Source organism: Streptomyces glomeratus (assembly GCF_021462825.1).
Classification (GTDB): domain Bacteria; phylum Actinomycetota; class Actinomycetes; order Streptomycetales; family Streptomycetaceae; genus Streptomyces; species Streptomyces glomeratus.
In genome coordinates this window covers 179,602-201,811 of sequence record NZ_JAKEEB010000005.1, presented here as the reverse complement: position 1 = coordinate 201,811, position 22,210 = coordinate 179,602, and the positions used below count along the sequence as shown (strand labels likewise).

Annotated in this window: 18 protein-coding genes and 2 pseudogenes; 5 read left to right on the top strand and 15 right to left on the bottom strand. The window is 71.7% G+C overall.

The genetic code is table 11. The features are described from left to right. Nucleotides 1-68 precede the first annotated feature (68 nt). The 4 genes from LZ604_RS08385 to LZ604_RS08370 all read left to right on the top strand — a co-directional run bounded on the left by LZ604_RS08385 (nucleotide 69) and on the right by LZ604_RS08370 (nucleotide 3,329). The gene (locus LZ604_RS08385; RefSeq protein ID WP_234513820.1) at nucleotides 69-737 is read left to right on the top strand and encodes an RraA family protein; all 669 of its coding nucleotides are present in this window, start codon (nucleotides 69-71) and stop codon (nucleotides 735-737) included. 392 nt (nucleotides 738-1,129) lie between these two features. Beyond that, the gene (locus LZ604_RS08380; RefSeq protein WP_234513819.1) at nucleotides 1,130-2,029 is read left to right on the top strand and encodes an aminoglycoside phosphotransferase family protein; all 900 of its coding nucleotides are present in this window, start codon (nucleotides 1,130-1,132) and stop codon (nucleotides 2,027-2,029) included. Further along, a complete protein-coding gene (locus LZ604_RS08375) occupies nucleotides 2,026-2,394 on the top strand; it encodes a hypothetical protein (protein WP_234513818.1) in 369 nt (122 codons plus the stop codon). Before LZ604_RS08380 ends, LZ604_RS08375 begins: the two co-directional genes overlap by 4 nt. A gap of 197 nt (nucleotides 2,395-2,591) precedes the next feature. Beyond that, nucleotides 2,592-3,329: a GAF and ANTAR domain-containing protein gene (locus LZ604_RS08370; protein ID WP_234513816.1), complete on the top strand. Its 738-nt coding sequence runs from the start codon at nucleotides 2,592-2,594 to the stop codon at nucleotides 3,327-3,329. Nucleotides 3,330-3,400: 71 nt separating this feature from the next. Here the strand turns inward: LZ604_RS08370 and LZ604_RS08365 are convergent, their stop codons facing one another. The 15 genes and pseudogenes from LZ604_RS08365 to LZ604_RS08295 all read right to left on the bottom strand — a co-directional run bounded on the left by LZ604_RS08365 (nucleotide 3,401) and on the right by LZ604_RS08295 (nucleotide 20,240). Next, on the bottom strand, nucleotides 3,401-4,339 hold the full coding sequence (locus LZ604_RS08365; RefSeq protein ID WP_234513814.1) for an L-tyrosine/L-tryptophan isonitrile synthase family protein: 939 nt from the start codon (nucleotides 4,337-4,339) through the stop codon (nucleotides 3,401-3,403). A 135-nt stretch (nucleotides 4,340-4,474) separates the two neighbouring features. Then, nucleotides 4,475-5,731, bottom strand: coding sequence for a cytochrome P450 family protein (locus tag LZ604_RS08360; RefSeq protein WP_234513810.1), 1,257 nt, complete (start codon nucleotides 5,729-5,731; stop codon nucleotides 4,475-4,477). Nucleotides 5,732-5,744: 13 nt separating this feature from the next. Beyond that, the gene (asnB, locus tag LZ604_RS08355; protein WP_234513808.1) at nucleotides 5,745-7,571 is read right to left on the bottom strand and encodes an asparagine synthase (glutamine-hydrolyzing); all 1,827 of its coding nucleotides are present in this window, start codon (nucleotides 7,569-7,571) and stop codon (nucleotides 5,745-5,747) included. A 13-nt stretch (nucleotides 7,572-7,584) separates the two neighbouring features. Then, entirely contained in the window at nucleotides 7,585-9,057 is a 1,473-nt protein-coding gene (locus tag LZ604_RS08350) for an MFS transporter (protein WP_234513805.1), read from the bottom strand. After that, nucleotides 9,054-9,881, bottom strand: a complete 828-nt coding sequence (locus tag LZ604_RS08345; protein ID WP_234513802.1) for an ABC transporter ATP-binding protein — start codon at nucleotides 9,879-9,881, stop codon at nucleotides 9,054-9,056. The genes LZ604_RS08350 and LZ604_RS08345 overlap by 4 nt, the downstream gene beginning before the upstream one ends. Continuing rightward, nucleotides 9,878-10,954: a FecCD family ABC transporter permease gene (locus tag LZ604_RS08340; RefSeq protein WP_234513799.1), complete on the bottom strand. Its 1,077-nt coding sequence runs from the start codon at nucleotides 10,952-10,954 to the stop codon at nucleotides 9,878-9,880. The genes LZ604_RS08345 and LZ604_RS08340 overlap by 4 nt, the downstream gene beginning before the upstream one ends. 2 nt (nucleotides 10,955-10,956) lie before the next feature. Then, nucleotides 10,957-12,039: an ABC transporter substrate-binding protein gene (locus LZ604_RS08335; RefSeq protein ID WP_234513797.1), complete on the bottom strand. Its 1,083-nt coding sequence runs from the start codon at nucleotides 12,037-12,039 to the stop codon at nucleotides 10,957-10,959. A 327-nt stretch (nucleotides 12,040-12,366) separates the two neighbouring features. Continuing rightward, entirely contained in the window at nucleotides 12,367-13,056 is a 690-nt protein-coding gene (locus LZ604_RS08330) for a sigma-70 family RNA polymerase sigma factor (protein WP_372482109.1), read from the bottom strand. A gap of 200 nt (nucleotides 13,057-13,256) precedes the next feature. After that, nucleotides 13,257-13,994: a hypothetical protein gene (locus LZ604_RS08325; RefSeq protein ID WP_234513794.1), complete on the bottom strand. Its 738-nt coding sequence runs from the start codon at nucleotides 13,992-13,994 to the stop codon at nucleotides 13,257-13,259. 304 nt (nucleotides 13,995-14,298) lie between these two features. After that, nucleotides 14,299-14,418, bottom strand: a pseudogene (locus tag LZ604_RS08320) (DNA-binding response regulator); the annotation flags it as partial. 134 nt (nucleotides 14,419-14,552) lie between these two features. Then, nucleotides 14,553-15,221, bottom strand: coding sequence for a potassium-transporting ATPase subunit C (locus tag LZ604_RS08315; RefSeq protein ID WP_234513792.1), 669 nt, complete (start codon nucleotides 15,219-15,221; stop codon nucleotides 14,553-14,555). A gap of 5 nt (nucleotides 15,222-15,226) precedes the next feature. After that, entirely contained in the window at nucleotides 15,227-17,362 is a 2,136-nt protein-coding gene (kdpB, locus tag LZ604_RS08310) for a potassium-transporting ATPase subunit KdpB (protein ID WP_234513791.1), read from the bottom strand. After that, a complete protein-coding gene (gene kdpA / locus LZ604_RS08305) occupies nucleotides 17,362-19,023 on the bottom strand; it encodes a potassium-transporting ATPase subunit KdpA (RefSeq protein ID WP_234513789.1) in 1,662 nt (553 codons plus the stop codon). The genes kdpB and kdpA overlap by 1 nt, the downstream gene beginning before the upstream one ends. Before the next feature lie 7 nt (nucleotides 19,024-19,030). Then, on the bottom strand, nucleotides 19,031-19,120 hold the full coding sequence (gene kdpF / locus LZ604_RS08300) for a K(+)-transporting ATPase subunit F (RefSeq protein WP_234513787.1): 90 nt from the start codon (nucleotides 19,118-19,120) through the stop codon (nucleotides 19,031-19,033). A 257-nt stretch (nucleotides 19,121-19,377) separates the two neighbouring features. After that, nucleotides 19,378-20,240, bottom strand: a pseudogene (locus tag LZ604_RS08295) (hypothetical protein). 265 nt (nucleotides 20,241-20,505) lie between these two features. On the opposite strand from LZ604_RS08295, the gene LZ604_RS08290 reads away from it, so the two are divergent. Further along, nucleotides 20,506-22,083, top strand: coding sequence for a Na+/H+ antiporter (locus tag LZ604_RS08290; RefSeq protein ID WP_234513785.1), 1,578 nt, complete (start codon nucleotides 20,506-20,508; stop codon nucleotides 22,081-22,083). Nucleotides 22,084-22,210: the final 127 nt, after the last annotated feature.

Here is a 22,210-nt window from a genome sequence, read left to right as displayed (position 1 = left end):
GGACACCGCCGGGGCCCACGACGTAGGGCAGGCGTGGCTTCGATGATCCGATCCAACGGAGGAAACGCATGAGCGACATCACCGAGTCGGGCCACGGGTTCCGGGACATCCCGACGACCACCCTCGCCGATCTGCTCGGCCGTGGACAGGTGATGGACATCGGCATCCGCCCGCTGTGGTCCGGGGCCCCGCGCGTGACCGGCCCGGCGTTCACGGTCCGCTGCCCTCGCGGCGACAACCTCATGCTGCACGCGGCCGTCCACCGCGCCCAGCCCGGCTCCGTCATCGTCGTCGAGTCCGGGGACGTGGACTACGCCCTGGCCGGCGGCAACGTCTGCGCCGTCGCGCAGCGCCGGGGCGTCGCGGCCTTCGTGGCCGACGGGGTCATCCGTGATCTCGCGGAGGTGCGCGAGATGGGCTTTCCCGTCTTCGCCCGGGGCGTCATCCCCATTCCGGGCGCCAAGGACGTCGTGGAGCCCCTCAATGCCGAGGTGCGGTGCGGCGGTGTGCGGGTGAGCCCCGGGGACATCGTGGTGGCCGACGAGGAGGGCGTGGTGGTGGTCCCGGCCGTCCGCCGCGAGGAGGTACTCGCCGCCGCCCGGAAGAAACTGGCGAAGGAGGCGGCGGAGACCCTCGACGCCTGGGAGGAGGCACACCGGGCGAAGATCGACGCCCTGCTCGCCGAGAGGGGCTTCGCGGAGCCCGGCTCGTCTGACGCACCGTCCGTCAGCCGGTGAGCAATCCCCCGGCGGGGTCATCCTTCACCACACGAGGGAATCGAACGGTGTCGCGCACACCGTTCCCCTAGGGCGGCTTGAGGAGGGGCGAAGATCTCGAACTTTCGTCCGAGAATTCGCCCCCGGGTACCCGTTACGAGTTCATGATCACGGCGGTTGTTCGGTCGCTTGTCCGCATCGACACAACTCCCTGGAGGAATCATGAACCCCGTTCCCGCCCCTGCCGCCGTTCACCCCGTGTTCGAGAACCGGCCCCTGCGGACCTCCGCCGCACGGCACGGAGTCGACGTCCGCGGACGGTCCCGTGTCCCCGTACGCCCGGTCGTTGTCCACGACCGCACCGGTGCCACCGTCCGCCCGTCCTCATCACGCCCGGCACCGAGGTGGGGCGCATGACCGTCCACACCGTCCAGGCCCCGCTCCCGCCCGCCCTGGCCGCCTGGGCCGAGGGCGTCGTCGGCCCCGTCCGGTCCGTGCGGGACGTCTCCCGCCCCGATGCCGCCTCCCGGGTCTGGGAGCTGAGCTCCGACACCGGCCGCACCTTCCTGAAAGTGGCACCGACACCGGCCTTCTACGCCCGCGAGACCCGCGCCTACCGCGAGGCGGCCCCCGCGCTGGAGCGGGACAGCGTGCCGCGGCTGCTGGAGACCGACGCACAGCACCGGGCCCTGCTGCTGAGCGCGGTCCCCGGCCGTCCCGTGGGGGCCCTCGCGCTCACCCCCGGCCGGCGGCGTGCCCTGCACCGCCGCGCGGGCGCATGGCTGCGCCGGTTCCACGGCGACGCCCGGGACCTCACGGCCCGGGACCGCGCCGAGGCGGCGGTCGAGGTCGAGCGCGCCGTCCTCGACGCGGAGGCGCACCTGGCGCGCGCCGGGGACCTCATCGGTCCGGCGGAGCGGGACGTCGTCCGCCGGCATGCCGCCGTACTGGCGCTGCTCGGCCCGCTGCCCGCCGGATTCGTGCACGGCGACTTCCGGGAGCGCAACTGGCTGTACGACACCGCGGCCGGCGCGCTCGCGGTGGTCGGTCTGGAGCGGGCCCGCCCGCACGCCGCGGTCTTCGACGTCGTCCGGCTCGCCTGCGGGCCCTGGGCACGGTGGCCCGAGCTGCGGACCGCCTTCCTCGACGGCTTCGGACGCGGGCTGACCGGCGAGGAAGAGGCCGCGCTGCGCTGTCTGTCCGCCCTCGACGCGGCGAGCGCCATCGCCCTGGGCCTGCTGCACCAAGACCCGCAGGTGGTCGCCCGTGGCCGCACGACCCTGGCCCGGCTGCTGGAGGGGAACGCCGTATGAGTCGTACGAAGGCAGCGAACACGAGCCGGGTGCGATCCGGCACCGTACCGACGCGGCCGGCCCCGGCGCACGCCGCCGCCCCGGCACCGCACCCTCCGCCGGCCGGGTCCGGGTATGTGGGCCTGCACGGCGGGAAACCGCTGGGCGGGACGACGTGCGCAGCGATGAGCGCCCGGCTGCCGTCGGCGCTGCGCCGCACCGCACAGACGGCATGGGGCACCGACCGCCTGGCCGTGCCCCTGCTGCTGGGCTGCCGGCTGCCGACCGGCCTGCCCACCGCGGTCCTGCTGCCGTGCACCGCCGGCAACGTGCGTCATCGGTTCGGCACCGGACCGGTACTGCTCACCCTGTCCAGGGACCGCTGACCCCCCGCGGCCGCGGAGCCGGTACCGGCCCCGGCTCCGCGGCCGCGTGCCGGGCCCGTGCCGTGGGACCCGCGCCACACATCGTGGGCCTCGAGCGAGGTGCGGTCGTGGGCGGGGCATACGAAGAGGGGAGCACGAGGTGACGGGGACGGAGCGCTCCGCCGAGGCCGGGGCCGAGATGGGGAAGGGGAGACACGATGCGCCCTCAGGAGGCCGACGGCCACCGGGTGGTACCGGTGGTGGACTGGCTGCTGGAGACCGCCTCCCTGCGGGACTTTCTGCAGCACCTGGTCGACGACGCGGTCCGGGCCGTCCCCGGCGCGGACGGCTGCGGCGTCACCCTGCAACGCCGCCACCGGCCCCTGACCGTGGTCAGCACCGGCGGGATGGCCGACAAGCTGGACGAGTGGCAGTACGGGCAGGGCGACGGTCCGTGCCTGCAAGCCATGCGCACCGGGGAGATCGTCCAGGCTGCGGATCTGCTCGCCGAGGGCCGCTGGGGCTCCTACCCCTCCTTGGCGATCTCCCTCGGCGTCCGCTCGTCCCTCTCGTTGCCGATCCCGGTCCGCGCGCACACCGCGGGCGCCCTGAACTTCTACGGCGCCGGGCCGCGGGCCTTCAGCCACCGGGACGAGAGGGTGCTGGCCCGGTTCGCCGCACAGGCGGGCGGGGGTATCGCCCTCGCCCAGCGCCTGGCCGATGCGGAGGACTTCACGCGCGATCTGCAGGCCGCCCTGCGGTCCCGCGCGGTCATCGACCAGGCCATCGGCGCGATCATGCAGCAGCGCCGCTGCAGCGCCGACCAGGCGTTCACCGTCCTGCGCACCCTGTCCCAGCACACCAACAGCAAACTGCGCGAGATCTGCGCCCGCCTGCTCACCGACCTGGGCGGACAACCGCCCCAGCAGCAGCCGCCCCTGCGTCCCCGGCCGTGACCGCCCGTCCGTCCGGCGGCTGCCGGAGGCAGGGACACGGCAACCGACCGCTTCCGCCGGCACCCCATGACCTACACCTGTTCGAAATGGCTCGGTCTGCCGTCTCGCTCGATCAGACGCCCCAGCCGCTCCGCCGTACGGCGAGGCATCAGGGTCCAGGTGCCGTCGGCGCGGCGCAGGGCGGCCGAGTGCCAGGGCGTGGTCCAGACGTCGGGGGCGTCAAGGAGACGGATGCCGAACTTGGGGGCGCCGATGGGCTGGGGGTGGATGGACAGGCGGACGGCGTCGGGATGATGCTCGGCGATCAGGCCGCCCCAGGCCCTGCTGCGCTGGATGACGCCGTACGCGCGCTGCCGGCACCGGCGTTGCAGGGCGGAGCGGCTGCCGGCCCAATCGGCGGTGTCCTGGACGAGGAAGCGGGTGATGCCCCGGTACAGGGCGAGCGCGTGGCCGTCGCCGCGGATCTCGGCGCGCAGCGCGTCCACGGTGGGGGCGAAGCGACGGTGCACACGGGCACGTCTCGCGTCATGGTCCGGGCCGGGGCCGCCGAGTACGTCGCGCAGGTCGAGGACGGACAGTCCGGTCAGCCCCTCTCGGGCGATGAGGAGGCGGAGTTCGTCGGCGTAGGCGTCGATGTGCTCGTCGGGCACATGGACGAGGTCGCCGAAGACATGGCCGTCGGAGCAGATGACCAGGTGGGCGCCGGGCGGGTAGATCCGCTGGATCTCGGTGCACAAGGCGTGCAGGAAGGTGAGCGAGAGGCGTTCTCCTTGGTCGGGGAGGTGGCCGAGGACCTTGGCCGGGTTGGGGGATTTGCAGGGGAAGCCGGGCAGGGTGAACACGATGGGGGCGCCGTCGCGTACGAAGCCGGCGATCCGGCGCAGTTGATGGGGGAACGCCTCCGCGGAGGCGGTGGCCCGGTCGGTCGTGCGGTGGTGCGGCAGCAGCAGGTCGAGGATCGCGGCGCCGGTGCTCGTGGGGCGGGTGTCGGGCGCGGTCGTCAGGGGCATGGTGGGGCTCCGGAGGGTGGGAGGGCGTGTCGGCATGGCGCCGCGGTGCAGAGGCGGGCGCCATGGGGCGGTCGGTGGGTGCGCCGGGGCCCGGGCCGGGCGGCGGTGCCGGACCCGGTCGGCGGGCGGCCGGTGTCACAGGCGCCGGTCGTAGCCGACGGGCAGGTGGTGGGCGCCGCGGCCCAGAACGGCAGGGATCCACTCGATGTCCTCGTCCCTGATGGTCGGGTGGAGGCCGGGCAGCCGGGTGAGCAGCGTGCCCAGGGCGATCTGGAGTTCGGCGCGGGCGAGGGCGGCGCCGGGGCAGAAGTGGATGCCGTGGCCGAAGGCGAGGTGGGGATTGGGGGTGCGGTCGAGGTCGAGCGAGTCGGGGTCGGTGAAGCGGCGGGGGTCGCGGTTCGCGGCGCACAGGGAGACGATCACGGAGTCGCCGGCCGGGACCTCGGTGCCGTACAGATCGCTGTCCTGGTCGAAGAAGCGCCAGGTGGTGAGCTCGAAGGCGCTGTCGTAGCGCAGGAGTTCCTCCACCGCGCGCGGCAGGAGGCCCGGGTCGTCGCGCAGACGGGCGAGCGGGCCGGGGTTGCGGAAGAGGGCGATCAGGGCGGTGGTGATCTGGTTGGTGACCGGCTCCTGACCCGCCACGAGAAGCTGGAAGATCATCGAGTCGAGCTCTTCCTGGGACAGCTCCCCCCGGTCGCGCGCCACGACGAGGCGGCCGAGCAGATCGTCGTCCCCGTGCTCACGCTTGTGGGCGACGACCTCGGCGATATAGCTCTGCAGGCCGTGGAGGCGAGCCTCGTACCGTGGCCTTCCGGGATCGGTGGGGCCGACCGGCTGGACGACCTTGCCCCAGTCCCGGTCGAAGCGGGCCGCCAGCTCCTGCGGGAGGCCGATGACCTCGGCCAGGACATGGAAGGGGAAGGGGGCGGCGAAGCCGGTGACGAGGTCGGCGGGGCCCGTCTCGGGCAGAGCGTCGACCAGTTCGTCCGCCCGTTCCTGGAATCGGGGCCGCAGGCTGTCGATCCGGCGCGGAGTGAAGGCGTCGGTGACGAAGCGCCGCATCCGGGTGTGTTTCGGCGGGTCCTGGTGGAGGAGGTGCACCTGGAGCTGGGAGTGCTGCGGCTCGGGCATGATCGAGGCGCGGGCGCGCCAGCGGTCGTTGCCCCGGTCGTGGTTCTTGCCGAGGCGGTCGTCGTTCAGGGCGGCGTGCGCGGCGTCGTAGCCGGTGACGAGCCAGGCCCGGACGCCGCTGGGGAAGAGGACACGGTGGACCGGGCCGGCTTCGCGCATCCGCTGGTACAGGGGGTAGGGGTCGGCCTTGTAGCGGCAGCCCGTCAGCGGCACGGGCTGCGGGAGGGCCTCGGTGGCCGTCCCGGGTTCCTGGGTGGTCATGAACGAGCCTCCTTCAGAGGGCGAGTTCGGGCTGGTGGTGGTCCAGCCACAGGGCGAGGTCGACGACGCGTTCGAGGCGCAGGCGGTGTCCCCACTCCAGCCGGTCGGGCGGGCTGTCGAGGCAGGGCTTGATACGGGTCTCGTCGGCCAGTGCGCGGACCTGTTCGGTGGCCAGCGCGTCTCGGGCCATGGCCTGAAGGCCGCGGTTGTAGTCCGGGTGATGGGTGGCCGGGTAGTGGTTCTTGGGGCGGTACAGCACCGAGTCGGGGGCAAGACCGGCGCCCGCCGCGCGCAGCAGGCTCTTCTCACGGCCGTCGAAGCTCTTCAGTGCCCAGGGCGTGGTGAAGGCGTACTCGACGAGGCGGTGGTCGCAGTAGGGGACTCGGACCTCCAGTCCCTGGGCCATGCTCAACCGGTCCTTGCGGTGCAGGAGTTGGCGCAGCCAGCGGGTCAGGGACAGATGCTGCATCTCGCGCTGCCGGTGTTCGGCGGGACTCTCGTCGTCCGGGTGCGGGACCGCGGCCAGGGCACTGCGGTAGGTGTCGTCGCGGAACTCGCCGATGCGCAGGTCCAGTTCGGGGTTCAGCGGCATGGCGGCCTCGTCGCCGGTGACGAGTAGCCAGGGGAAGGTCCGGGCGGCGAGCGCCTGCGGGCTGTGGAACCAGGGGTAGCCGCCGAACACCTCGTCGGCGGCCTCGCCGGACAGGGCGACGGTGGAGTGCCGGCGTATCTCACCGAAGAGGAGATACAGCGAGGTGTCCATGTCGCCGACGCCGATCGGCGAGTCGCGAGCCACGACGACGGCCGTGCGGTGCTCGGGGTCGAGCAGGGCGCGCGGGTCGAGGACGACGGTGCTGTGGTCGGTGCCGATGAAGGCACCGGCCTCGGCGGCGTACGGGGTGTCGTGTCCGGTGCGCAGGACGTCGCCGGTGAACTGTTCGGCCTGATCGCTGTAGTCGACTGCGTAGGAGCGGAGACGGGCGCCCGGACCCTCGCGCTGCCGGAGCTCGTCGGCGAGCAGGGCCGTCAGGACGGTGGAGTCGATGCCTCCGGACAGCAGGCTGCACAGGGGGACGTCGGCCTCCAGTTGGCTGCGGGCCGCTGCGCCGACCAGCTGCCGGATCCGCTCCACGGTCGTCTCCCGGTCGTCCGTGTGGGCGCCGGCCTCCAGCTGCCAGTAGCGGCGTTCACGGATGCCGTCCCGGTCCAGCACCAGCAGCCCGCCGGGCTCGACCTCGCGTACCCCGGACCAGACCGTCGGACCTGTGTTGAACAGCAGGCTGTACGCCTCCCGCAGCCCGTCCGCGTCCACCCGGGGCCTGATCTCCGGGTGGGCGAAGAGGGCCTTCGGCTCGGAGCCGAAGGCCAGACCGCCGTCGACGGCGGACCAGAACAGGGGTTTGACACCGAGCCGGTCGCGGACCAGCACCAGCCGCTGGGCGCGCTCGTCCCAGACGGCGAAGGCGAACATGCCCTCCAGATGACGGGCGACGTCCTCGCCCCACTCGGCGTACGCGCGCAGTACGACCTCGGTGTCGCTGCGGGTGCGGAACTCGTGGCCGAGGCCGCGCAGCCGGGACCGGAGTTCGTGATGGTTGTAGACCTCGCCGCTGTAGGTGAGCACGAGGTCCGGCCGCTGCGGCCGGTCCGTCATCGGCTGCACGCCGCCGGCCGGGTCGATGACGGCCAGGCGGCGATGGCCGATCGCGGCGCGCTCCCCGAGCCAGACGCCCCCGGTGTCGGGGCCTCGTGGGGTGAGGGTGTCGGTCATGGCCTCGATGACCGGGGCCTGGGTACGGGCGTCGAGGTGGAAGGACGCCCAGCCGGTGATTCCGCACATGGGGACTCCTGGGTCAGGGGGAGGCGGTGTCGGCGGTCTGCTGCGCCACGGCGGCGTTCCGCCGGCCGGGCAGGAGGAGCAGGGGTACGGCGAGACTGCCGACGACGGCGGCCAGGCAGAGCCCCGCGTGGACGCCATGGCGGGGTCCGGCGAGGCTCCAGGCGGCGGTGGCCAGGGCCGGGCCGAGGGTGAAGCCGAGGCCGCGGGCGAGCTGGATGGTCGATCCGGCGGTCGCTGTGCGCTCCGGCGGGGCGGCACCCATGATCAGGGCCTGGGTCGGGCCGCCGTTCAGTCCCATGCCGACTCCGGCCAGGGCGAGCCGCCAGGCGACATCCATCGGTGACCAGTCACCGTTCAGCGGAACGAGAAGCAGCAGACCGACGGCCATGAGCATGGCGCCGGCCACCGCCGTCGGCCGGGCACCGGTGGGGGTGCGCCCGCGCATGGGGGTCCCCCCGCTCGAGCGAAGTCGGCAGCGGGTCGGGAGCCGAGCGTGGGGGAGATCGGCGAGACGTCCGCCGAGCGGTCCGGCCAGGCCCATGCCGAGCGGGAAGGCGAGCACGGTCAGACCGGTTGTGGTGGCGCTGACACCGTCGTCGCGCTGGAGGTGCAGAGCGATCACATAGTGCAGGGCGGCGAAGCCGGCCGCGAGGGCCAGGACCGCCCCGTGTGCCCGGGCCAGGCCCGGGACCCGCAGCACGCCGGTCAGCGGACGTCCGCCAGGGCCGCGCAGCCACCACCACAGCGGCGGGACCGCGGCGAGCGTGAGCACCCACCACCCCGGATCGTCCGGGGCGAGGGTCAGCGTCAGCAGCAGCGCCGCCATGCCGCCGGCCACCAGCAGCGCGTCCACCAGTGAGCGCCGGTCCGGCAGGCGCGGTCGGCCGTCTGGCGGCATCGCCCTCCATGCCACGACCAGGGCGAGCACACAGAGGGGGATCTTGAGGAGGAAGACGGCGCGCCAGCCGACATGGTCCAGCAGCAGTCCGCCCACGGCCGGTCCGGTCACCGCGCCCAGGGGCCCCAGGGTGGCGGGCACGCTCATCGCCCGCCCTCGCAGTTCCGGCCGTACGGACCGGATCGCGAGCACCGGCATCAGTACGAACAGGACCGCGCCGAAAACACCCTGTGTGAGACGAGCGGCGATCAGCCAGGCCGCCCAGGGGGCGGCGGCCGCCAGGGCGCTGCACAGGGCGAAACCGGCGGTCGCGGCCGCCACGGCGGAGCGCGCTCCCACGCCGTCCAGCCAGCGGCCCACGGGAAACAGCAGTGCCACCAAAGGAAGCTGGTAAGCCAGCACGGCCCACTGCGCGGTCGCCGCCGACACATGCAGACCGTCGGCGATGTTCGCCAACGCCACGTTGACGATGTTCATGTCCAGCATGGCCACGAACGACAGGACACCCGCCACGGCCACCGGCAGCCACCGGTCCCGGCCTACGGGTATGTGACCGGGCTGTTCCGCACCGGGCCCTCGCCCGGTCACCTGACGCACCTGACCGTCGCCGGCCGGCTGCCGGACACCGGCGCCTGCGGGCTTGCCGGTGCCCGGTGGTCGAAGGCGATCAGCGCGTCGCCGGTGAGGGGATGGTCGACCACGACCGCCCGGACGCCGAAGACCTCCGCCATCAGCTCGGGGGTGAGCACGTCGCGCGGAGGCCCCGAGGCGACCACGGCCCCGGCGTGCAGGACATGCAGCCGGTCGCACACGGAGGCGGCGGCGTTGAGATCGTGCAGCGACACCAGAGTGGTGCGGCGCTGGGAGCGCAGCAGGGCCAGCAGGTCGACCTGGTGGCGGATGTCGAGATGGTTGGTCGGCTCGTCCAGGACGAGGACGTCCGGGTCCTGGGCGAAGGCCCTGGCCAGCAGGACGCGTTGGCGTTCGCCACCGGACAGCGCCGTGAACCTGCGCCCCGCGTGCGCGTCCATGCCGACGTCGGCCAAGGCCCTGGAGACGATGTCCCGGTCGGCGGCGTCCTCCCCGGCGAACGCCCGTTTGTAGGGCGTACGGCCCATGGCGACCACCTCGCGAACGGACAGCTCGAAGTCGCTGCCCCGCTCCTGCGGCAGCGCGGCCACGTGCCGGGCCGACCGGACCGGGGACAGCTCGCGAAGGTCGGTGCCGGCCAGCAGGACGCGCCCGGCCGTGGGCCTCAGATGCCGGTAGACGGCGCGCAGCAGCGTCGACTTGCCGCTGCCGTTGGGCCCGACCAGCCCCGTGATCTCCCCCTCGGCCGCCACCAGATGCGCGCCCGCCACGACCGTGCGGCCCGCGTACGCGACGTGCAGATCCTCGATGTCGATTCTCAACTGCCGCTCCCCAGGCGCCTGTCCAGCAGATACAGCAGGGCCGGAGCGCCCAGCAGCGAGGTGACCACACCCACCGGGAGCTCCTGTGTGTCCATCGCCGTACGGCAGACGATGTCGACCGTCACCAGCAGCACCGCCCCGAACAGCGCCGAGACGGGCAGGAGCCGCCGGTGGTCACCGCCGACGGCCAGGCGGCAGACATGCGGCACCATCAGGGCGACGAACGCGATCGCCCCGGAGACCGCGACGAGGACACCGGTCACCACGCTGGTCACGGTGAACAGTTCGCGGCGCAGCCGAGTGACGTCGATGCCGAGGCCGGCTGCCGTCTCGTCGCCCATCAGCAGGGCGTTCAGGCCCCGGGCGCGCGCCTGGAGCCAGAGCAAGGCGGCCGGTACGGCGACGGCGGGTACGGCCAGCAGCTGCCAGTTCGCCCCGATGAGGCTGCCCATGAGCCAGAACAGGACGCTGTGGGTCTGCTGCTCGTCCCCGGCCTGCAGCACCAGATAGCTGGTGAAGCCGGACAGGAACTGGCCGATCGCGACCCCGGCCAGCACCAGCCGCAGCGGCGCGAACCCTCCTCCGCGCCTCGCCACCGCCCACACCAGTGCGAAGGTGGCCAGAGCCCCGGCGAAGGCCGCGCCCGACAGGCCCAGTCCGAGCCCGCCGCCCGCGCCGAGGCCGAGCACGATCGCGGCGACCGCGCCGAGAGAAGCGCCGTTGGAGATGCCCAGCAGATACGGGTCGGCCAACGGGTTGCGCACGAGCGCCTGCACCGCCGTACCGACGACCCCGAGTCCGGCGCCCACCAGTGCGGCCGACAAGGCTCTGGGCAGGCGCAGTTGCCACACGATCAGGTCGTCCGTGCCGGGGCGGGGGGCCTCGCCGGAGAGCCTCCGCCACACCACGCCCCATACCTCGCCGGGCGGGATCGACGTCGAGCCCCAGGCGACGGCCGCCGTCAGAACGGCCAGCAGCGCGGCCCCCAGGACGACCGCCGACCGCCCCGCCGGCAGGCTTCGCGCCTCCGCCGCGGCGTCCTTGGACCTGCGGCGCACCAGGATGGAGGGCACGACTAGCCGACCTTGCCCGGGTAGAGGGTCTTGGCGATCTGCTCGACCGTGTCGGCGTTCTCGACCCCCGCGATCGTGGTGGGTTCGGAACCGATGCGCAGGAACCGGCCTTCCCGGACCGCCTTCAGCCCCTTGGTGGCCGCGTTGGACCTCAGCCACCGCTCGGCTTCGTCGAACGCCTTCTTGTTCGCCGGCCCACTGCCCCGATCACGCACCCCGAGCTGGATCCAGTCCGGGTTCCTGGCGATCACGTCCTCCCAGTCGGCCCGCTGATGGTCGCCGTCGCAGTCGGCGAAGACGTTGCGGGCGCCGGCCAGGGTGATGACCGCGTTGGCGATCTGGCGGTTGCAGATGACGGTGGGCTGCTTGGTACCGGCGTCGTAGTCGAAGAAGAAGTACGTCGGCCGCGCGCTCTCGGCCGTGCCGCCGACCGCCTTGCGGACGGCGTCCGTCTTCTCCCTCATCCCCGCGACGAGTTTCTGCGCCCGTGCGCTCGTGCCGGTGACCGCGCCGAGAGAGACGATGTCGGCCTCGACCGCGGACAGATCGGTCACCGGGCTCGTGCGCTGCGCCGCGCAGGCAGTGGATTTCAGGTAGATGTGCTTGATCCCGGCCGCCTTGAACTCGTCCGGCGTCGGGGCGTCGCCCATCCCCGCGCCGCCCATGCCCCCCATGGAGGCGAAGGTGTCGATGTACAGGTCGGCGCCGGAGCCGAGCAGCTTCTCCTTCGGGATCACGCTCCGGCCGAGCACCGGCACCTTCCGCGCCTGCTCGTCGAGCCCGCCGGGCAGCGTGCCCCTGCCCGGCGGGAACCCGGTGCCGACCACCCTCGCACCCGCGCCCAGGCGGAGCAGCAGCTCCAGGCCGGAGGCGTTGCTCGTGACGATCTTCTCGGGCGCGGCGGAGAAGGTGGTCTTGGAACCCATGCAGTCGGTCACGGACACCGGGTAGGCCCCGGAGGCTGCGTTCCGGGCCCTCTCCCCCGCGTTCTCGCCCGTCGCGCCTTTCTGCCCGCTGCCGCAGCCCGTCGCCAGCAGGCCGCCGAGCACGACCGCCGCCGTGCCGCCCCACATACGAGAACGCATCGAAAACTCCCCAGGATCCACTCGGTACGCGGGCGACCTCCGTCACCCGGTCCAGTAGTCGGGCCGAACCCCCGTCGAGTTCCGCCCTGTTGGGAATCCGCTCGGGAATCCGGCTCGGGGATCCGGCTTGGGAATCCGGCTCGGGGATCCGGCTTGGGAATCCGGCTCGGGGATCCGGCTTGGGAATCCGGCTCAGGAGAACCACTCCCGGCACGGCGGTGGGATCCGAGAACCCGCCGGGGAGCCGCCTCGCGTCACGACCTCGCGTCACGACCTCGGTGCCGGCCGTTTGCGGGCCGGCACCGGCGCCTCCTACGGAAGAGCGGTTCAGGCCGCCATGGCGGCGGGCTTGTCCTCCCCCACCGCCTCAGGCGCGGAGGAGGTGCCCCCGTCCTCCAGCAGGTCCATCAGGGTCGCCCGGGCACGGGCCACGCGGGAGCGCACCGTACCGACCGGGCAGTCACTGACCTCGGCGGCCTCCGCGTAGGGCAGCCCGACCATCTGGGTGAGGATGAACGCCTCCCGGCGCTCGTCCGGCAGCGAGGCCAGCAGGTCCAGCAGAGCGATCCCGTCGTCGAAGCCGGGCAGCCCGCTCGGCTGGGCCAGTTCGACGGCCAGCTGCCAGTCCGGTACATCGGACAGGCGGGGCCTTGCGGCGGCGTACCGATAGCTGTCGATCACCGCGCGGCGCGCGATGGACAGCAGCCAGGCACGCGCCGAGGAACGCCCTTCGAACCGGTGCAGGCTGCCGAGCGCGCGCAGGAACGTGTCCTGCGCCAGGTCGTCCACGGCCTGCGGGTCGGCGCAGAGGTGGGCGACGTAACGCTGGACGTCGCGGTGCACGGCGCGCACGAACCGCTCGACCGCGTCCGTGTCACCGCTGCGGGCAGCGAGCGCCCATGCGGTGATCGACTCGTCGGCCGACGCCGTCGTGTCGTCGCTACGGCGCGACGTGTCGCCCGTGCGGCGCGACGTGTCGCCGGTGCGGCGCGAGGTGGGCAGGGCAGGGTTCATCACCTGGTGTCCTTCTCGGTCATCCGTGATCCGGACCGGCGGCACGCGAGTACGCGGACGGTCCGGATGAGTGGGGAGACGGCCCTACGGCGCGGCGCTGCGGCGCTGTACGGCTACAGCGCCTGTGTGACTGCTACGGCGCCTGCGCGGGGTACGGCCGTGGCCCGAGGCGCGCATGGGCAGCCCCGGGAAACCAGCTGTCCTCAGACGACAGCCGTCCCCACGGGCGGGCCCCGAGAGGTGATCGCATGGACGAGAAGGAGAAGACGCGGCGCCCGGTCCGAGCGCCGGCGACGCACCCGCAGACGCGGGCGGTCCGGGGTGGCGGGCACGGCGAACAGCAGCCGCAGCGGCGCGGCCAGCCATCCGGCCACGGCCCGCAGGATCCGGAACGCGGCCCTCTCGCCGAACGCCAGCCACAGCCCGCACAGCAGGGCGGCCAGCAGGTGGGCGGCGAGCATGCCGAAGGACGACGAGCCACCGCCGGCCAGGGAGTGCCCCAGGTGGTCCATGGGGCTCGTACCCATGTGACCCATGGGACTCATATCCATGGACCCCATGTCCATGGAGTCCATCCCCGTCGAGCCCACCTCCATCGAGCCCATCTCCGTCGAGCCCATCGCCATGGAGCGCATACCGTCCATGCCCATGCCGCCCGCGGAGGCAGCTGCCCCGGGCGCCCCGGAGGCCGACTGGGCGAACGAGAACGCCTCGTGCAGCACCGTCTGGGCGGTGACCACGGTCGTCACGACCAGCGGCAGTCCGCGCTCACGCCCCGCCAGGCACCAGCCCGCACCCCAGGTCAGGGCCAGGCCCGCGGCCAGCGCCCACGAGGGCACCTCGCTCCCGGACATCAGAACGTGGCCGAGGGCGGCGAGCAGCACGCATACGGCCGCGAACACCGCGGCCCTTGTCGTGCGAGCACACCACCCTGCTGTCATGGCGCCTCATCCTCGCATCCGGGCTTCGGTCGTCATGCGGGGGTACGGAGACCGACAGGGCACTTCACTCAACACGCCACACGTGATCCAGACCACGACGCCCCGCCGGAACCGGCAAGGATTTCTACCCGACTTCTGGGAGAGAACGCCTCTGTCACCGCCGTCACAAGGCGCGTTGGCCCGGACGGTTCACCACCGCGAGAGTGCCAGCCGGTCCGGGCTGTCCGCCGGTCATCAGGTGCGCCTCCGGGCGGGCGAGGGCTGCCAGACGCGCAGCCGCAGGCTGTTGCCGACCACCAGGACCGAGTCGGAGGGCCGTGGCCCCGTCCGGGGCGGCATCCACGCCGTGCTGACGTGCCTGCAAGTTGATGACGAGGGCCCGTACGAGCTGCGGGTCGTCCTCCACCACGAGCACCCGGGTCATGGGGCTGTGTCTCTCCTGCCGTACGTCGGTCCGTGCGCGCCGGAAGCGGGGCGACCGACCTCATGGCGGCGGGAGTCGGCGGGTCCGGGATGTCTCCCGGGCCCGCCGACTCCCGTTGGGGTCGCGTAAGGCCGTCACTTCTTCGCTGTGAGGTCCTCGAGGGCGATGTTGAGCTCCAGGACGTTGACGCGGGGTTCGCCGACGAAGCCGAGGGTGCGGCCGGTCGTGTGGTCCTTGACCAGCTTGTCCACCTGCGCGAGGGGCAGGTGGTTCTTCGCGGCGATCCGGTGGACCTGGAGTTCGGCGTAGGCCGGGGAGATGTCCGGGTCCAGGCCCGAGCCGGAGGAGGTCACCGCGTCCGCGGGTACCTGTGAGGGCTGGACCGTGTAGCCGGGCACCGAGTTGTCCCTGACCACCGCGACCTTGGCGTCCCGCACCTGCTTGATCAGGTTCTCGTTGTCGGCGGACAGGTTGGTGGCACCGGACAGGATCAGCGTGTACCGGGTGTTCAGGCTGTTGCTGCCGAGCCCGTTGGCCGGGCGGCCCTGGAACCACCTCAGGTCCGGCTGCGGGGTGTCCTGGCCCTTCTTCAACGGCAGGTTGTAGGACTGCCCGATCAGGGACGAGCCGACGACCTTGCCGTCCGCCTTGATCTCGGAGCCGTTCGCCTTGGCGTGGAACAGCCCCTGGGCGATGCCGGTGACGACCAGCGGGTAGAGGACGCCGGTCACCAAAGTCAGCACCAGCAGGGCCCGCAGGCCCGCCCAGAGCAACCGGGCGGTGTTCGTAACGGAGTTGTTCATGGCGATCAGCCGATTCCGGGGATGAGGGAGAGAAGCATGTCGATGATCTTGATGCCGATGAACGGCGCGATCAGGCCGCCGATGCCGTAGATCCCGAGATTGCGCCGCAGCATCCGGTCCGCACTGACCGGCTTGTACTGCACGCCCCTCAAGGACAGCGGCACCAGCGCGATGATGATCAGCGTGTTGAAGACGACCGCGGACAGGATCGCGGAGTTCGGCGAGGACAGATGCATGATGTTCAGCTTGTCCAGGCCCGGATAGACCGCCGCGAACAGCGCCGGGATGATCGCGAAGTACTTCGCGACGTCGTTGGCGATGGAGAAGGTCGTCAACGCCCCTCGGGTGATGAGGAGTTGCTTGCCGATCTCGACGATCTCGATGAGCTTGGTCGGGTTGGAGTCCAGGTCGACCATGTTGCCGGCCTCCTTGGCGGCCGACGTACCGGTGTTCATCGCCACCCCGACATCCGCCTGCGCCAGCGCCGGGGCGTCGTTGGTGCCGTCACCGGTCATCGCGACCAGCTTGCCGCCCGCCTGCTCCCGCTTGATCAGCGCCATCTTGTCCTCGGGAGTGGCCTCCGCGAGGAAGTCGTCCACACCCGCCTCCTCGGCGATCGCCTTCGCGGTCAGCGGGTTGTCACCCGTGATCATGACGGTCTTGATACCCATACGGCGCAGCTCGGCGAACCGCTCCCGCATACCGTCCTTGACGACGTCCTTCAGATGGATGACACCCAGCACCCGGGCGCCCTCGTCGTCGTGCACCGCGACCAGCAGCGGGGTGCCGCCCGCCTCGGAGATCCGGTTGGCGATCGTGTCCGCGTCCTTGGCCACGGTGCCGCCCTGCTCCTGGACCCAGGCGATCACCGAGGCCGTGGCACCCTTGCGGACCCTGCGCCCGTCGACGTCCACACCCGACATACGCGTCTGGGCCGTGAACGCGATCCACTCCGCGTGCGCCAGCTCACCCTGGTGACGCTCGCGCAGCCCGTACTTCTCCTTCGCCAGGACCACGATCGAGCGGCCCTCCGGGGTCTCGTCGGCCAGCGACGACAGCTGCGCCGCATCGGCCACCTCGGCCTCGGTGACGCCCTTGACCGGCACGAACTCGGCGGCCTGCCGGTTGCCCAGGGTGATGGTGCCGGTCTTGTCCAGCAGCAGCGTGGAGACGTCACCGGCGGCCTCGACCGCACGACCCGACATCGCCAGCACATTGCGCTGCACCAGCCGGTCCATGCCGGCGATACCGATCGCGGACAGCAACGCACCGATCGTCGTCGGGATCAGACACACCAGCAGCGCCACCAGCATGACCATCGTCAGATGCGTGCCCGCAAAGGTCGCGAACGGCGGCAGCGTCGCCACCGCGAGCAGAAAGACGATCGTCAGCGAGGCGAGCAGGATGTTCAGCGCGATCTCGTTGGGCGTCTTCTGCCGGGCCGCCCCCTCGACCAGGCTGATCATCCGGTCGATGAAGGTCTCACCCGGCTTCGTCGTGATCTTGATGACGATCCGGTCGGACAGCACCTTCGTGCCACCGGTGACCGCGGACCGGTCACCGCCGGACTCACGGATCACCGGCGCCGACTCACCGGTGATGGCCGACTCGTCCACCGAGGCGACACCCTCGATCACATCACCGTCACCGGGAATGATGTCACCGGCCTCACATACGACCAGGTCACCGATCCTCAGCTCGGTGCCCGGCACCTGCTCCTCGCTCCCGCCGTCCTTCAGAAGCCGGCGGGCGACGGTGTCGGTCTTGGCCTTGCGCAGGGTGTCGGCCTGCGCCTTGCCACGGCCCTCGGCGACCGCCTCCGCCAGGTTGGCGAAGATCACCGTCAGCCACAGCCAGGCACTGATGGCCCAGCCGAACCAGTCGCCCGGGTCCTTGAAGGAGAAGACCGTGGTCAAAACCGAGCCGATCCACACCACGAACATCACGGGCGACTTGACCATCACCCGCGGGTCGAGCTTGCGCAACGCCTCCGGCAGCGACTTGACCAGCTGCTTCGGATCGAACAGGCCCGCACCGACGCGGCCCTCGTCCTGGTGACCGGTCGGCACATCGCTGTGCGGGGCCCGGGTCGGAGTGACTGTGGACATGGAGTCCTCGTGCTTCTTCGTGGGGGTGGTCATCACGCCAGCCCCTCGGCGAGCGGGCCCAGCGCCAGGGCCGGGAAGTACGTGAGACCGGTGATGATCAGAATCGCGCCCACCAGCAGGCCGGTGAACAGAGGCTTCTCGGTGCGGAGCGTGCCCGCGGTGACCGGCACCGGCTTCTGCTCCGCCAGCGAGCCGGCCAGCGCCAGCACGAACACCATCGGCAGGAAGCGGCCCAGCAGCATCGCCAGACCGGTCATCGTGTTGTACCAGTCGGTGTTCGCATTCAGACCGGCGAAGGCCGAACCGTTGTTGTTCGCCGCCGACGTGAACGCATACAGCACCTCGGAGAACCCATGCGCCCCCGAGTTCAGCATCGAGTGCGGCGGGGTCGGCAGCGCCATCGAGACGGCGGTGAACACGAGAACCAGCGCCGGGGTGATCAGAATGTAGGCCGCGGCGAGCTTCATCTCCCGCGCACCGATCTTCTTACCCAGATACTCCGGGGTGCGGCCCACCATCAGACCGGCGATGAACACCGCGATCACCGCCATGATCAAAACGCCGTACAGACCGGAACCGGTACCACCCGGCGCGATCTCGCCCAGCATCATGCTCAGCATCGTGATACCGCCACCGAGCCCCGTGAACGAGGAGTGGAACGAGTTCACCGCACCGGTCGACGTCAGCGTCGTCGCCACCGCGAAGATCGACGAGCCGCCGACACCGAAGCGGGCCTCCTTGCCCTCCATCGCCCCGCCCGCAACCTGCAACGCCGGTCCGTGGTGCGCGAACTCCGTCCACATCATCAACGCGGTGAAGCCCAGCCAGATCGTGAACATCGTCGCCAGGATCGCGTAGCCCTGCTTCACCGAGCCGACCATCACACCGAACGTGCGGGTCAACGCGAACGGGATCACCAGGATCAGGAAGATCTCGAACAGGTTCGTGAAGGGGGTGGGATTCTCAAAGGGATGCGCGGAGTTGGCGTTGAAGTAGCCGCCACCGTTGGTGCCGACCTCCTTGATCGCCTCCTGCGAGGCCACCGCGCCGCCGTTCCACTGCTGCGAGCCCCCCATGAACTGACCGACCTCGTGAATCCCGGAGAAGTTCTGGATGGCCCCGCAGGCCACCAGAACCACCGCGGCGATCACGGAAATCGGCACCAGGATGCGCAGCGTGCCACGCACCAGATCCGCCCAGAAGTTCCCCAGCTCACCGGTACGCGAACGCGCGAAACCCCGCACCAACGCCACCGCGACGGCGATACCCACCGCGGCGGAGACGAAGTTCTGCACGGCCAGACCGGCGGTCTGCACGATATGACCCATGGTCTGCTCGCCGTAATACGACTGCCAGTTCGTGTTCGTCACGAACGACACGGCCGTGTTGAACGACTGCGCCGGATTGACCGACGAAAAGCCCAGCGAACCGGGCAGCACACCCTGGAGCCGCTGCAGCAGATAAAGGAACAGGACACCGACGGCCGAGAAAGACAGAATGCCGCGCACATACGCGGGCCAGGTCATCTCGGCGTCAGGGTTGGCACCGATGCCCTTGTAGATCCACTTCTCCACGCGCAGATGCTGCTTGGAGCAGTAGACCCGGGCCATGTAGTTGCCGACGGGGACATAGACCAGCGCCAGCGCGCCTATCAGCGCGAGCAGCTGGAGTACGGCTGCGAGTACGGGACCCATGCTGTTCTCAGAACCTCTCCGGGAAGATCAGGGCGAGGACGAGATAGCCCAGCAGGGCGACGGCCACGACCAGGCCGACGGCGTTCTCGACGGTCACAGCTTCGTCACCCCCTTGGCGACAAGGGCCACCAGCGCGAAACCCGCGAGCACGGTGACGACGAAGGCCAGATCGGCCATCGTGAACTCCTGGAATGAGGTTCGGTTGATGCGGACGTGCCCAAGGAAAGCGCCCGTCTGGCCGGATTCGGCCGCCCGTTGACGGCTCCCTTACGGCGGCCCCCACGCCTTTGACGGGGCTCTTACGACCCCGGCCCATACCGGTGAACAGGCCGACGTGACGGTCGGTGACCTGTGTCACAGCAGCCGGAAGCGCAGCCGGCAGATCGCCGCGTCCGTCTCCCGCCGCACGGCGTGGGCGACCACGGCGCCCCGCTGGTTCTGCAGCAGGCGCTGCCACAGCCGCTCCGGCTCGGTCTCCGGGATCAGCACGGTCACGCGGGTGCCCGGTTCCGCGGCGGCCGTCTCGCGGACGTAGGCGGCGATCGGACGGCCCAGACTGCGCCGCTCGCAGGCCGGCCGCACCAGCGGCACCCCCGGGTCCCCTTCCGCCCGGGCGCGCTCCAGCGCATGCAGGTGGGCCCGGTCCTCGGGGTCCGGGTAGCACACGGTCACCGCACGCACCTCGTCGCCGAGCGAGGCGGCCGCGGTCAAGGCCTCCGACGTCAGCCGGGACAGGGACGACACGGGGACGACCACCAGCGAGCGCTCGCGGTGCGGGGCCCCGGGGATGCGGCCCTGGCCGAGCCGCTCGCCGACCGGGTCGTAGGTGCGGGGCAGGGTCTCGAAGGCGGCCACCAGCAGAGGGAGAGCGATGACGATCAGCCAGGCGCCATTGGTGGGCTTGCTCGCCGTGACGACGACGGCCGCGACCCCGGTGAGAACCGCGTCGAAGCCGTTGAGCAGGGCCTTCCCGCGCCATCCCGGCCCGCGCTCCAGGCGCCAGTGCCGGACCATGCCCACCTGGGCGATCGTGAAGCCGACGAAGACACCGATGGCGACAGCGGCACCAGGGTGCTGGTGTCTCCGCCGGAGAAGACCGGCAGCGCGGCCGAGACGACGGCCACGTCCGCCCCGTGTGCGGCGCGGCGGCGCCCCTCGTCGAGCATCCGGTCGGTCTTGCCGACCCCCGGGGCCGCGCCGAGGCAGACCTTCAGCAGACCTTCAGTCGTCCGGGCCGTACGTCACTCATCGCCGCCGACGTGCTCCGCTCACTGATCCAACTCCCCTTCGCAGCAGGGTTCTGCTCCCAAGGGAGCCGCTTCGCGGGGCGGTCGGCGCGTGTGTCGGCGGTTCCTTGGCGTCGGTCCTGGTGACCTTGACACTGTCTTGACGTGGCCTGGCCGGATAGGGTGGGCGCAGGTGTGCCGGGAAGTCTGGTCGGCCGGAGGCCAGGGAGGCTTCCGTTAGCCCCAGGGGGACGGCATGCGCAGCGTAGGTACGGTTCTCGCCCTCGTGGTTCTCGCCACGGTGGTCGCCACCTTCGCGCGCCGTCGGCGCATCCCCGCCCCTTCCCTGCTGGTGGTCGCCGGTCTCGGCGTGGCCCTGCTGCCGGGCACCCCGCAGATCCGGATCAGCCCCGAGATCATCGGCCTGGTCGTGCTGCCCCCGCTGCTGTACGCGAGCGCCGAGGACATGCCCTGGCGGGAGCTGCGCGCGGTGTGGAAGCCGGTGGGGATCCTCGCCATCGGCCTGGTGCTCACCTCCGCGGCGGCCGTCGGCGCGGTGGCGGCCCTGGTCACCCCCCTGTCGTGGCAGATGGCCTTCGTGCTGGGCGCGGTCCTGGCCAGCACCGACCCGGTGGCGGTGACCGCGCTCGGACGCCGGCTCGCCCTCCCGCCGAGAGTGCAGGTCCTCGTGCAGGCGGAGAGCCTGTTCAACGACGCGACCTCCCTGGTGCTGGTCCGGGTGGCGGCGGGCGTCGCCGTGGCCTCGGCCGCCGCCGACTGGGGCTCGGCGGGCGGCGAGTTCCTGCTGCTCGCGGGCGGCGGCACGGTGATCGGGGCCGCGGTGGGCGGAGTGATCGCCCTGATCCGGCGCCGCACCGAGGACCCGGTCCTGGAGACGGTGATCGCCCTGGTCACCCCATACGCCGCCTACCTGTTGGCGGAGGCCGCGCACACCTCCGGAGTGACGTCCTGCGTGGTGGCCGGCGTGGTCCTCGGCGGACGTGGCGACCGGCTCACCAACGCCCGCATCCGGCTTCAGCTCCACGCCGTGTACGGCACGGTCGTCTTCCTCCTGGAGAGCGTGGTCTTCAGCCTCATAGGCCTGGCGCTTCCCTCCCAGGTGCGGGCCCTGGCCACCGGTGACCGGGCCTGGCCGCTGTACGCCCTGGCCGTCGCCGCCACCCTCGTCGCCATTCGCCTGCTGTGGCTGGCGCCCCTGTCGGCGGTCGTGCAGCGCAAGGGCGGGATCAGCCGCATGAACTGGCGGGTGCCGATGGTGCTGACCTGGGCGGGCACCCGCGGGGTCATGCCGCTGGCGGCCGCCCTGTCCATCCCGGAGGTCATGAAGAACGGCACGCCGCTCGCAGACCGGCCTCTGGTCCTGGTCCTGACCACGTCGGTCGTGGTGGTCACCCTCGTCGTGCAGGGCTTCACCCTCGCACCGGTCGTCCGCGCCTCCGGCATCGCCCTGGAGCCCGCCCACACCGCGCGCGAGGAGGCCGAGGCCCGCTCACACCTCGCCCACGCCGGCCTCGCCCGGCTGGAGGAACTCGCGGAGCTGGAGGTCGTACCGGAGGTCGTGCTGGACCGGCTGCGCCGCGGCCTGAGCGCCCGCCTCGACGACGCCCGCGACCGCCTGGCCGAGAACAACGGCGCCGACGGCGCGGCCACCGAGTCCGCCGACCGGGTCTACCGCCAGCTGCGCCGCGACCTGATAGCCGTCGAGACCACCGAACTCCAGCGCCTCTACGACACGCACACCATCAGCGACACCACCCGGCGCAGGCTCCAGCGCTCCCTGGATCTGGAGGAGGCGCGGCTGTCGGACGCCTAGCGGTACTCGGCGAGCCGGGGCCGCAGTCCGAGCAGGGTCAGCAGGGCGGCCGCCGCCAGCAGACCGCCCGCCCACGGGAGCAGGGCGCTCACCGCCGAGCGGCCACCCACCGATCAGCCGCGTAAAC